We start from the raw sequence: 13,132 nt of genomic DNA on the forward strand, positions 1-13,132 counted from the left end.
TCATTTATGGCAGATCAAGAAAATAAATTCGAACAAGCTAAAGGTAACATCAAAGAAACAGTGGGTAACGTAACAGACAACCAATCATTAGAAAATGAAGGTAAACAAGATAAAGCTTCTGGTAAAGCGAAAGAAGCCGTTGAAAACGTTAAAGATAAAGCAAATGACATGATAGACAAGTTTAAAAAATAATTTTTGGTTAAAAATAATGATGAAAGGATGATTGCATTGGATAAAAAACAAGGTGAAGAATATTTAAATAAAGCTAAAGACGCTTATGATCAATATCAAGATAGTCAAAAAGGTGACAACAAAGAAAATAAAGATGGCGGTAGTTTAGTTGATAAAGCAAAAGATGCTTTAGATAAATTGACTGGCGACAATAAATAATTGAAAAAGTTCTAGCGGTTGTAGGTTCGCTCCCACAGCCGTTTTTTATATTTTAGAGGCGATCATTGAAGGGGGGAAGTTGCTTCTCTCGATACGATTAACTCAGTTTATGTTTAGCAATTTTTAGTATTCAGCTCGTTTAGGAATCATGAGGTACGATGTTGATCCGAATGATAGCAATGTAGTTGCCAACACTTCAAATAACATGCAATATGTTGGCAAACTACACTGTAATGCTAAATAAATGATAATGAATAGCATACACCTATAGATTTTGATTTCGTTCATCAATTAGCTCTTGAAAATAGCGATATGAACGGTGTTGTAATGTTGTGTCATAAATGTAGCTCACTGCCATGATTTCGTCTACCCAGCCATATTTGTGTAAAAAGGCATTTATTTGCTGATTGACTGATGCTTTATCGCCAATGAGTGAGTTTTGAATTCGCGCTTCAGCCATAGCGATTTCTCTCGGAGATAATACCTGACTTAAATCATCTGTTGGAGGTTGCATTTGTGCCATTCTTCCCCTTAATATGCTTGCGAAGATTTGTGATTGTGTCGTTGAGAGGTAATGGGCTTCTTCATCCGAATCAGCCATAATGACATTTAAACAGACAATGACATAAGGTGCTTTTAAGTATTCGGATGGTTCAAAAAGTTCCTTATATATAGCTATGGCTTCTTGCATTTGTTGTGGCGCAAAATGACCTGCAAAAACGTATGGTAAACCTTCTCTCGCAGCTAAATGCGCAGAGTCAGTTGATGAACCGAGAATATATACCGGTACATTTTTGCCAACTGCAGGAATGGCTTTAACATAACCTTGTTTTGTTTCAGGCCCAAAATATTGCAACAATTGTTGTACTTCGTCAGGAAATTGATAAACCCCTTGATGTTGGTCTCGACGGAGTGCACTTGCGGTTGCCATGTCTGTACCTGGTGCGCGTCCTAAGCCAAGGTCTACACGATCTCCGTACAATGTATTTAATGTACCGAACTGTTCAGCGACAACAAGTGGAGCATGATTCGGTAACATAATGCCTCCAGAACCAATCCTCATTGTGTTCGTATGGTGCAATGCGTGTTGGATAAGTAGTGCAGTTGCTGAACTTACGAGATTGGGTGCATTATGATGTTCTGCAATCCATAACCGTTCGTAATGGTGTTGTTCAAGATGCTGAGCAAGAGACACCATTTGATCAATCGCTTCCTTATCGTTATTTCCTTTTCTAATTGGAACAAGATTTAATGCTGAGTATTTCATTGGATTCGGCATCGTTTTAACACTCCTTTTCATAGCGCTAGTATAACATTAGTGCATCGGCAACTCACAAAAACTGCTTTTTGGCACACATTGAATTATAAAGTTTTAAAGATTACAATAGAAATGACTATAAACGTAAAAAACAACCAATCACCGTACTAGAATTTTTAGTATGCAAGTGCTAAAATAGGAACATTGATTATGAGAAAGGGCTGACGTAATGATGGGTGTTTATGCAGATTATGCCGCAACAACGCCGGTAAAACCTGAAGTTGCTGAAAAAATGATGGCTGTTTATCAAACACATTTTGGTAATCCTTCCTCGATTCATTCTCAGGGGCGAGATGCAAGAAGATTATTAGACGAATCAAGAAGAACAGTCGCAAATTATTTGAATGCCAAACCGAATGAAGTCATTTTCACAAGTGGCGCAACCGAGTCAAACAACACTGTCATTAAAGGGATTGCCTTTGCGAACGCATCAAAAGGGAAGCACTTGATTACAACCAAAATTGAACATCACTCTGTATTGCACGTGTTCGAATACCTCGAGCAACAAGGGTTTGAAGTGACATATTTAGATGTTGATGCTGCGGGAATCATTGACTTAGAGCAATTGAAACAGAGTATACGTGACGATACGACGCTTGTATCAATCATGTTTGTAAATAATGAAGTCGGGACAGTGCAACATGTATATGACATACAAGATGTGTTAGCTGACCATGATGTCTATTTTCATATGGATGCCGTTCAAGCAGTAGGGCATTTGCCGATTGATGTACAAGATTTAGCTGTTGACGCTTTAAGTATGACTGCACATAAATTTGGTGGTCCTAAAGGGGTGGGTGTGTTGTATGTGAAAAATGGAACACGAATCACTTACCCTCAACTTGGTGGTGAGCAAGAAACGAAACGTCGTGCAGGGACTGAAAATGTGCCACAAATTGTAGGACTTGCTACCGCTTTAACTTTAGCTGAAGCTTCACGCGACGATCATAATGTACATTTGACGCAACTTAAAGAACAATTGCTCGTCGGTTTACAAGAACGTGCAATTCCGTTTGAATACAATGGTTCAATGATCGATACGACGAACCATATTATTAATTTGTATTTTCCATTTGTCGATGTCGAAACTTTATTAACTTTACTTGATTTAGCAGGCATTTATGTATCATCAGGATCTGCTTGTACGGCGGGATCGACTATTCCTTCCCACGTTTTGTTAGCAATGTATGGCGAACACTCACCACGTGTCGATCATTCGATTCGGATTAGTTTAAATGAACAAGTGACAGAAGCAGATATTAAAGAAATTGTAATAGAGATTCAGAAAATATATTTGAAATTTAAGGAGGAACAATAGTGACCAACAAAAATACACGTGTCGTAGTCGGCATGTCGGGTGGCGTAGATAGTTCGGTAACTGCCCATCTATTGAAAGAACAAGGCTATGATGTGATCGGTATATTTATGAAAAACTGGGATGATACTGATGAATTCGGTGTATGTACAGCAACAGAAGATTATAATGATGTCATTGCTGTATGTAATCAAATCGGTATCCCGTATTATGCAGTCAATTTCGAGAAAGAATATTGGGACAAAGTGTTTACGTACTTTTTAGACGAATATAAAAAAGGGCGTACACCGAATCCAGATGTGATGTGTAATAAAGAAATTAAATTTAAAGCCTTTTTAGACCATGCACTAAAACTCGGTGCTGACTATGTGGCGACTGGACATTATGCACGTGTACGTCACCATGAAGATGGCACTGTAGAAATGTTACGTGGCGTGGATAATAATAAAGATCAGACGTACTTTTTAAATCAATTAACTGAAGCACAATTAAGTAAAGTAATGTTTCCAATTGGTGATATTGATAAGAAAAAGGTTCGTGAAATTGCGTTAGAACAAGATTTAGCAACTGCAAAGAAAAAAGATTCAACAGGCATTTGCTTCATTGGAGAACGTAATTTCAAAACATTTTTATCACAGTATTTGCCTGCACAACCAGGTGAAATGCGTACACTTAATGGTGAATTAAAAGGACAACATGGAGGCCTCATGTACTATACGATCGGCCAAAGACACGGTTTAGGCATTGGCGGAGATGGTGACCCTTGGTTTGTCGTCGGTAAAAATTTAAAAGACAATGTGTTATATGTTGAGCAAGGATTCCATCATGATGCATTATACAGTGACTACTTAATTGCTTCAGATGTATCATTTGTGAACCCAACGGACTTAACAGAGCCGTTGAAATGTACTGCTAAATTTAGATATCGTCAAAAAGATATCGGTGTCACGGTGACTGCACATGGAGACGATGCTGTAAAAGTGATTTTTGACGAGCCAGTTCGTGCGATTACACCTGGCCAAGCCGTTGTATTTTACGATGGGGATGTATGTTTAGGCGGTGCAACAATTGATGACGTCTATAAAAATGATGGACAACTTGATTATGTCGTTTAGGAAAAGGTGATTCAAATGGAACTTGAACAAATTCATCAACTGATTCAACAAGGCCAATTCGAACGTGCATTACAAGAAAGTTTTAACAATATAGAAGCACATCCTGATGAAGTCGAAAATTATATCAATTCAGGTGTGTTATTGGCAGAAGCAGGCGAAATTGAAAAGGCTGAACGTTTTTTTCAACGTGCACTGACATTGAAACCGGATAATGGTGTGATTTATTACAACTTAGCGAACGTTTACTTTAATGAAGGGCGTTTTCAAGAAGCAGTCAAATTGTATCAAGAAGCCTTGTCACATCATGTCGATCATAAAGATACACACTATATGTTGGGCCTTGCGTTTATTCAACTGGATGCTAAGAAACAAGCGCTGCCTTATTTGATGCGTGCAGCGGAATTAGACGCTAAATTTGAAGATCTCGAAGTCCAATTTCAATTTGCGTTACTCATGTGTGAATTAGAAATGTTTGATCAAGCTATTCCGATATTGAATCAAATATTAGAACACGATCCACAACATGCCGACGCACAATATAACTTAACATTAGCGCTTTATATGCTGAATGAAAATGTCGATGCGGCCATTCAAGGCTTTGAACGAGCAGTACAAATGGACGAACAGCATTTACTCAGTCAACACGCTCTGAAGACATTCCGATTAATTAAAGCTGAAGAGGAGGCATAACTATGGAAAATCCAACACTGTTTGACCATACATTTATTAAAGGCACCGTAGAAATGATTTTGTTTCACAATGCAGATAACCATTACACAGTGCTTAAAGTGGATATTGAAGAAACAAACGGTGACTTTGACGATATGGCAACAGTTGTTGGCTACTTTCCAAATATGGTGGAAGATGAGACGTATACTTTTAAAGGGCATGTCGTGCAACACGCTAGATATGGACAGCAATTAAAAGCAGAAACGTTTCAAAAAGAGATTCCCCATACTAAAGATGCCGTCATCGCGTATTTATCTAGTGACTTGTTTAAAGGTATTGGTAAAAAGACAGCTGAATCGATTGTGAATACATTAGGTGAAAATGCGATTCATGACATTTTGAAAGACGAATCTGTCATCGCACAAGTGCCAAAACTCTCAAAAGCAAAGCAACAGCAAATCGTAGAACAAATTTATGCGAACCAAGAAAGTGAACAAGTGATGATTCGATTGAATGAACTTGGCTTTGGTTCAAAACTGGCGATGGACATCTACAAATTTTATAAAAGTGAAACATTGACTGTCCTCGACCAAAATCCATATCAATTGGTTTATGATATTAAAGGGGTCGGTTTTAATAAAGCGGATCAACTGGCGCAACAGCTCGGGATCCATCCAGAACATCCCGATCGTTTAAAAGCGGGACTGCTCTATTTAGTTGAAGAGACATGTATTAAACAAGGACATACCTATTTGCCTCAAGAAGCATTAATCAATGAAACGATCCAATTATTATCTCAAGGAAAAGAAACAACACTTGATCATGAGGCAATGACGCAAATTTTAGCTGAATTAGTAGAAGAAAAGCGTTTAGTGAATCAAGATGAAATGGTGGCAATCCCAAGCCTTTATTATTCAGAAATTAAAAGCACGCAAAATTTATATCGAATATTCGCCAATCGAGATCATTTAACAACTTTTGATGCATCTGATATTCAATTACATATTGGTGAAATTGAGGAAATGAATGAAGTGCATTATGCCCCATCTCAAAAAGAAGCGTTAGAATATGCGATTCAACATAAAGTGATGCTCTTGACTGGTGGACCAGGCACAGGTAAAACGACCGTCATTAAAGGGATTGTCCAGTTGTACGCTGAAATTCATGGTCTCTCATTGGATTATGATGACTATTCCGACGAAGATGACTATCCAGTTGTATTAGCAGCACCGACAGGCAGAGCGTCTAAGCGTTTACATGAAGCAACAGGGTTAGAAGCGATGACCATCCACCGTTTAATCGGTTGGAATCAAGACACGAAACCGCAAGACAAATTAGATAATGAAATTCATGCGAAATTGATTATCATTGATGAAATGTCAATGGTCGACACATGGCTGTTTCATCAATTTATGGATGCGGTTCCTATGGATGCGCAAGTCGTGTTAGTTGGTGATGAAGACCAATTGCCATCAGTGGGTCCCGGACAAGTGTTTAAAGATCTCATAGATGCCAATGTGTTACCGCGCATTAATTTAACCGAAGTGTATCGTCAACAGGACGGCTCGAGTATTATTGATTTGGCGCATCGTATGAAATTAGGTGAAAAAGTCGATATTACCCAACGTTTTCACGATCGCTCTTTCATTCCGTGTCAAACCGATCAAATTCCGCAAGTGGTAGAAAAAGTTGTGAACAATGCTGTACAAAAAGGATATACCATGGCGGATATACAAGTACTTGCACCAATGTATCGCGGCAATGCAGGGATTAAAAAGTTGAATCAAATTTTACAAGGCATTTTAAACCCGTTAACAGACGAATCGCAGCGTGAAATCGAATTTGGTGATGTGCTATTTCGTAAAGGGGACAAAGTACTTCAACTCATTAATCGACCGAATGACAATGTATTTAACGGCGATATTGGTGTCATTGTCGGCATCTTTTGGGCGAAAGAAAATGCACTCAATAAAGATGTCGTTGTCGTCGATTATGATGGGAATGAAATTACTTACTTACGGTCTGACTTGACAGAACTGACACACGCCTATTGTACATCGATACATAAAGCACAAGGTTCTGAGTTTCCTATTGTCATTATGCCTATCGTGAAACAGTATTTTAGAATGTTGCAAAAACCAATCTTATATACAGGATTAACACGTGCGAAACAGTCGCTCGTTTTTCTTGGTGATGCGGATGCCTTTAATATTGGCTTAGCAACTGCTGGCCAAACACGATTAACGCAATTACAAACATTTTTAACACAATACTTTAATCCAGACGAGCGTTCGACGGGTTCAGAGGAAAGCATAGATTCAGCTGAATTTATTTTAACTGAAGCTACGATGTTTAAAATTCATCCGATGATTAATATGGGTGAGGTCACACCGTATGACTTTTTAGAAATTGACAAAGTTTAGACCTTTTTTATATAATCAAAGTTAAGTTCAAGTGCATAGCCGAGTAAATGAGTATCCACTTCACAGAGACGTACAGTTTGCTGAGAATGTACGAGTGTGATTCATTGAACGCTACTATGTATGAGCACGTATAGGATAATGAGTGATGGCAAAATAGCCATAACTAGGGTGGTACCGCGAAACATTCGTCCCTTTTTGAGAGACGAGTGTTTTTTTGTATCTATTTGAATCAAGGAGTTGTAAAAATGAAAAATTTAAAAGCAAGTGATATTCGTCAAATGTATATTGACTTTTTTGTAGAGAAAGGCCATATGGTTGAACCTTCAGCCCCATTAGTTCCGATTGACGATGATTCATTACTATGGATTAACTCAGGGGTAGCAACATTAAAAAAATATTTCGATGGTCGTGAAATCCCGAAAAAACCACGTATTGTCAATGCACAAAAGTCAATCCGTACAAACGATATTGAAAATGTAGGTTTTACTGCACGACACCATACGTTTTTTGAAATGTTGGGTAATTTCTCCATTGGTGATTACTTTAAACGTGAAGCAATTGAATTTGCGTGGGAGTTTTTAACAAGTGAACGTTGGATGGCAATGGATCCTGAAAAATTATACGTAACGATTCATCCCGAAGACACGGAAGCTTACGACTTATGGACCCATGTAGTTGGATTAACTGAAGACCGTATCATTCGTATTGAAGGGAATTTCTGGGATATTGGCGAAGGACCATCAGGACCAAACACTGAAATTTTCTATGACCGTGGTGAAGCTTATGGACAAGATGATCCTGCTGAAGAAATGTATCCAGGTGGCGAAAATGAACGCTATTTAGAAGTATGGAACCTTGTATTCAGTGAATTTAACCATAATAAAGATCATACGTATACGCCACTACCAAGTAAAAACATTGATACGGGCATGGGATTAGAACGTATGACTTCGATATCCCAAGACGTACGCACAAACTACGAAACAGATTTATTCATGCCGATTATCGGACAAGTTGAAGCGATTTCAGGCAAAAAATATTTAGTGGACAAAGATAACGATGTCGCATTTAAAGTCATTGCGGATCACATTCGTACAATTGCCTTTGCGATTTCAGATGGCGCGTTACCTGCGAATGAAGGTCGCGGCTATGTATTACGTCGCCTGTTACGTCGTGCGGTTAGATTTAGCCAAACGTTAGAAATTAACGAGCCATTTATGTATCAATTGGTGGATATTGTTGCAGATATTATGGAACCTTACTATCCAAATGTTAAAGAAAAAGCAGATTTTATTGCACGGGTGATTAAATCTGAAGAAGAACGCTTCCATGAAACATTAGAAGAAGGGTTAGCAATTTTAAATGACCTAATCCAACAAGCCAAATCTTCAAACCAAACGATTGCAGGTGAAGATGCGTTCAAATTATATGACACATACGGTTTCCCAATCGAGCTCACAGAAGAAATTACATTGAACGAAGGCTTGGCTATTGATATGGATGCATTTAACGACCATATGGAAGCACAACGTGAACGTGCACGTAAAGCACGACAAAGTAGTCAATCCATGCAAGTTCAAAGCGAAGTGTTAAAAGAGATTAACACAAAGAGCAAGTTCTTAGGTTATGAAGCATTTGAAGCGGAAGCGACGATTACTGACATCGTACGTGATGGCGAACGTGTTGCAACGGCGGATGCAGGCGAAACGATTCATTTTATTATGGACCAAACACCATTCTATGCAGTGAGTGGTGGACAAGTTGCAGATAAAGGAACTGTCCGTAATGATCAATTTGAAATTCAAGTGACAGACGTCATTAAAGCACCAAATGGTCAACATCTTCACACAGGTGTCGTGCAATTCGGTGTTGTAAAAGAAAAGAGTGAAGTCACTGCAACAATCGATCGTCAAGCAAGAACAGCGATTATGAAAAATCATAGTGCCACTCACTTATTACATGCAGCATTGAAAAATGTATTAGGGGAACATGTCAACCAAGCAGGTTCATTAGTTGATAGTGACCGTCTCCGTTTTGACTTTTCACATATTGCACCAATGACTGCTGAAGAAATTAAGCAAGTTGAACAAATGGTTAATGAAGAAATTTGGAACAGTATTCCAGTTGATATCCAAGAAATGAACATTGCTGATGCAAAAGCGAAAGGTGCAATGGCATTATTTGGTGAAAAATATGGAGACATCGTACGTGTCGTGGACATGCAACCATTCTCAATCGAACTTTGTGGTGGTACACATGTCCAAAATACATCGGAAATCGGTTTGTTCAAAATTACAAGTGAATCAGGTACAGGTGCAGGTGTCCGCCGTATCGAAGCGGTGACAGGCCAAAATGCATTCCTTTATTTAGAACACTATTTAGACCAATTCAATGCGATTAAGCAACAAGTAAAAGCGAAATCGGATGCGCAAGTGATTGAAAAAGTCGAACAACTTCAATATAATGAAAAAACATTAAAGCAAACGATTGAAGATAAAAACAAAGCATTAAATGAATTGAAAATGGGCAATATTCAAGATCAAGTGGAAACAATCAATGATATGCCTGTGTTGATTACTCAAGTTGAAGTGGACAATGCCAAGGCGATGCGTACGACGATGGATGACTTTAAATCTAAGCTACAAGATAGTATTATTGTGTTAGCGAGTGATGTAGATGGTAAAGTATCATTAATTGCAACTGTACCGAAAACTTTGACTGACCGTGTGAAAGCGGGGGACATTATTAAAAATATGGCACCAATTGTTGGCGGAAAAGGTGGCGGCCGTCCTGATATGGCACAAGGTGGCGGTACTGAACCCGACAAGATAACAGAAGCATTACAATTTATTAAAGACTATATTAAATCGTTATAAAACGTCTTGAATTCATGTAAAATGAAAGAGTAATCTCATTATGGTTTAAGGAGTGTTGAACTATGGCTAATTTTGATAAAACAATGAAATTCAACTATGATGAACTTCCAAAAGACAACGTCGAAACAGTTTTAAACAATGTCTACAATACCCTAGAAGAACGCGGATATAATGCTGTCAACCAGATTGTAGGTTATTTACTGTCAGGTGACCCTGCGTATATTCCACGTCATAACGAAGCACGTAACCAAATCAGACACATCGATCGAGATGATATTATGGAAGAGTTAGTGTCGTACTACTTACAAAACCATAGTAAGGACGATCATGCTTAAACATAAAATTATCGGGTTAGATGTTGGAAGTCGTACAGTTGGTATTGCAATTAGTGATTTGATGGGTTGGACAGCACAAGGTTTAGATACACTCCATATTAACGAAGAAGCAAATGAGCTCGGCATCGATGCCTTAATTGACATCATACAAAAAGAAAATGTAGGCACAGTTGTCATTGGATTACCAAAAAACATGAACAATTCAATTGGCTTTCGTGGTGAAGCATCGTTAAAATATAAGGAAGCACTTGAAGACCGAATGCCAAATTTAGAAATTGTGATGTGGGATGAGCGTTTAAGTACAATGGCTGCAGAACGTTCATTGATAGAAGCCGATGTATCAAGAGCAAAAAGAAAAAAAGTGATTGATAAAATGGCTGCGGTATTCATTTTACAAGGCTATTTAGATGGATTGAATTAAGGAGAGAGCGAATATGACAAACGAAAACCATAATCAAGAAATTGAAATTAGAAATGACGAAACTTTATTAACCTTGTTTGATGAAGAAGGTAATGAAGTCTTATATCGTAAATTATTAGAGTTTTATCACCCAGGTTTTGAAAAAGAGTATGTGATTCTTGCAGAAGAAGGCGCACAAGCGGATGACGATGATTTAATTGAATTGATTCCTATGATTAATGAACCAGACGAATCAGGAGAAGGCGGACGCTTTTTACCTGTTGAGACGGACGAAGAATGGGATATGATTGAAGAAGTTGTCAATACGAATATGGATGATGAACACGATCATGAACATTAAGGGTTGATGTGAATGTAAGAGTAGGCATTGAAAGATTTGCCTGCTCTTTTTTGTATTTTAACGTCGATTACTGATGTGTCAATTGGAAAATAATGTGTTTATTTAAAAGAACAGAGGTTATAGTCCAGATGAAATGGCGTGCATTAAAATGAGATGAATTGTTTCATTAAAATGATGATTGATGCTTATCAGTCAAGCAATTATGTGATAAAATGTATAGAAGTCATTTTAAAGTGCAATGAATGTACGGATAAACGAACCGTATTCCGTAATGCATATACAGACATCGAAGTTAAATCAGTCCGCATTGGCTGGTTTATTTTTTGATGATTTTTAGAACATAAAAAGGAAGTCAATATAAATGGAAGATAAAAATCAGTCATATCTCTTAAGTTTAAAACAATATGACAGCGATATCGACCAATTGCGTAACTACGCAGAAAAACATCAAGTCCCTATTGTGGATCAACTTTCTTTAGATCTCATCCAACAAATCATTCGTCTCCATCAACCGAAAGAAATTTTAGAGGTAGGGAGTGCAATTGGATACAGTGCGATGCAATTCGCTTCAGTGGATAAAGCCATTAAAGTGACAACAATAGAACGCAACGAAGCGATGATCCAACAGGCGAAAGCGAATATCCGTCAATATGGCTATGAGGATCAAATTCGTTTAATTGAAGCGGATGCGACAGATGCATTTGAACAGGTGAACGACAGAATTTATGATATGATTTTTATCGATGCTGCGAAAGCACAATCACAACGCTTTTTTGAGCTTTATAGTCCGTTATTACGCGAAAAAGGTGTTATGATTACAGATAACATTTTATACCATGGTTTCGTTGCGGACATTGATGTCGTTAGAAGTCGCAATGTCAAACAAATGGTGAAAAAAGTACAAAGATACAATCATTGGCTAAGTCAACAACAGGATTTCACAACGAATTTTATTCATATGGATGATGGACTAGCGATATCTATAAAGGAGAGTAAACATGACTGAGTTATTAGTGACACCGAAATCTTTAAGTCACATCGAAACCTTAATTGAAAAAGGTGCAGATGCATTTGTCATCGGTGAAGAAAAGTTTGGCTTACGATTGGCCGGGGAATTTAATCGAGAAGACATGAAAAAGGCTGTTGAAATGATTCATGATGCTGGTAAAAAAGCATATGCTGCGGTGAATGGTATTTTCCATAACTACCATATTCCAGCGCTAGAAGATTATATCGCATTTTTACATGAAATTAGAGTGGACCGTATTATTTTTGGGGACCCTGCAGTAGTAATGATCGTTAAACAGCAAGAAAACCCTATTCCATTAAACTGGAATGCTGAAACACTAGTAACGAACCATTTCCAATGTAACTATTGGGGTAGACGTGGTGCAAAACGAGCCGTGCTTGCGCGTGAATTAAGTTTAGAAGAAATATTGAATATTAAAGCGAATAGCGATGTTGAGATTGAAGTGCAAGTCCATGGTATGACGTGTATGTTCCAATCGAAACGGATGCTGTTAGGCAACTACTATACATTCCAAGATCGTCAAATGAAAATTCAACGTAATGAAGCGGCAACAGACAGTCAATTATTACTTTACGATGAAGAGCGTGATAATAAATATCCAGTATTTGAAGATTATAATGGTACGCATATTATGTCACCGAACGATATTTGCTTAATTGAAGAGTTAGAACCATTGTTTGAAGCTGGCGTAGATAGTTTGAAAATCGATGGGGTACTGCAAACAGAAGAATATATTAATGTAGCGACAGCACAATATCGTGAAGCAATCGATTTGTACGAAGAAGATCCAGAAGCGTATGAAGATGAAAAATTTATGCTTGTAGACCCAATTGAAGCGATACAACCAGAGCATCGTCCGTTTGATGAAGGATTCTATTACAAACAAACAGTATATTAAAG

At 37.9% G+C, this 13,132-nt stretch carries 13 protein-coding genes; 12 read left to right on the plus strand and 1 reads right to left on the minus strand.

Annotated elements, in window-relative coordinates; genetic code table 11:
- Window positions 1-6 precede the first annotated feature (6 nt).
- Window positions 7-192, plus strand: coding sequence for a CsbD family protein (locus CD138_RS09520; protein WP_019169700.1), 186 nt, complete (start codon window positions 7-9; stop codon window positions 190-192).
- 3 nt (window positions 193-195) lie between these two features.
- A complete protein-coding gene (locus CD138_RS14045; protein ID WP_142302919.1) occupies window positions 196-390 on the plus strand; it encodes a hypothetical protein in 195 nt (64 codons plus the stop codon).
- Between the two features lie 265 nt (window positions 391-655).
- Here the strand turns inward: CD138_RS14045 and CD138_RS09525 are convergent, their stop codons facing one another.
- Window positions 656-1,669, minus strand: a complete 1,014-nt coding sequence (locus tag CD138_RS09525; protein WP_019169702.1) for an LLM class flavin-dependent oxidoreductase — start codon at window positions 1,667-1,669, stop codon at window positions 656-658.
- 211 nt (window positions 1,670-1,880) lie between these two features.
- Between CD138_RS09525 and CD138_RS09530 the strand changes: the two genes are divergently transcribed.
- The 10 genes from CD138_RS09530 (at window position 1,881) to CD138_RS09575 (ending at window position 13,130) form a co-directional block, all read left to right on the plus strand.
- Window positions 1,881-3,026 carry a cysteine desulfurase family protein gene (locus CD138_RS09530; RefSeq protein WP_026066933.1) on the plus strand — a complete coding sequence of 382 codons (1,146 nt, stop codon included), beginning with the start codon at window positions 1,881-1,883 and terminating at the stop codon, window positions 3,024-3,026.
- Window positions 3,026-4,138 (plus strand): tRNA 2-thiouridine(34) synthase MnmA, encoded by a 1,113-nt coding sequence (mnmA, locus tag CD138_RS09535; RefSeq protein ID WP_019169704.1) that lies wholly within the window; start codon window positions 3,026-3,028, stop codon window positions 4,136-4,138. The genes CD138_RS09530 and mnmA overlap by 1 nt, the downstream gene beginning before the upstream one ends.
- Window positions 4,139-4,153: 15 nt before the next feature.
- Window positions 4,154-4,828, plus strand: a complete 675-nt coding sequence (locus CD138_RS09540) for a tetratricopeptide repeat protein (protein WP_019169705.1) — start codon at window positions 4,154-4,156, stop codon at window positions 4,826-4,828.
- Window positions 4,829-4,830: 2 nt separating this feature from the next.
- Complete coding sequence (gene recD2 / locus CD138_RS09545) at window positions 4,831-7,230, plus strand: SF1B family DNA helicase RecD2 (protein WP_019169706.1); 2,400 nt, start codon at window positions 4,831-4,833, stop codon at window positions 7,228-7,230.
- A gap of 245 nt (window positions 7,231-7,475) precedes the next feature.
- A complete protein-coding gene (alaS, locus tag CD138_RS09550; RefSeq protein ID WP_019169707.1) occupies window positions 7,476-10,106 on the plus strand; it encodes an alanine--tRNA ligase in 2,631 nt (876 codons plus the stop codon).
- 62 nt (window positions 10,107-10,168) lie between these two features.
- Entirely contained in the window at window positions 10,169-10,441 is a 273-nt protein-coding gene (locus CD138_RS09555) for an IreB family regulatory phosphoprotein (protein WP_019169708.1), read from the plus strand.
- Window positions 10,434-10,862, plus strand: a complete 429-nt coding sequence (gene ruvX / locus CD138_RS09560; RefSeq protein ID WP_019169709.1) for a Holliday junction resolvase RuvX — start codon at window positions 10,434-10,436, stop codon at window positions 10,860-10,862. The genes CD138_RS09555 and ruvX overlap by 8 nt, the downstream gene beginning before the upstream one ends.
- Window positions 10,863-10,875: 13 nt before the next feature.
- The gene (locus CD138_RS09565) at window positions 10,876-11,202 is read left to right on the plus strand and encodes a DUF1292 domain-containing protein (RefSeq protein ID WP_019169710.1); all 327 of its coding nucleotides are present in this window, start codon (window positions 10,876-10,878) and stop codon (window positions 11,200-11,202) included.
- A gap of 361 nt (window positions 11,203-11,563) precedes the next feature.
- Entirely contained in the window at window positions 11,564-12,208 is a 645-nt protein-coding gene (locus CD138_RS09570; protein ID WP_019169711.1) for an O-methyltransferase, read from the plus strand.
- Complete coding sequence (locus tag CD138_RS09575; protein WP_019169712.1) at window positions 12,201-13,130, plus strand: peptidase U32 family protein; 930 nt, start codon at window positions 12,201-12,203, stop codon at window positions 13,128-13,130. Before CD138_RS09570 ends, CD138_RS09575 begins: the two co-directional genes overlap by 8 nt.
- The last annotated feature ends 2 nt before the right edge of the window (window positions 13,131-13,132 follow it).

The sequence above is a fragment of the Staphylococcus intermedius NCTC 11048 genome (genome assembly GCF_002902385.1).
GTDB lineage: Bacteria > Bacillota > Bacilli > Staphylococcales > Staphylococcaceae > Staphylococcus > Staphylococcus intermedius.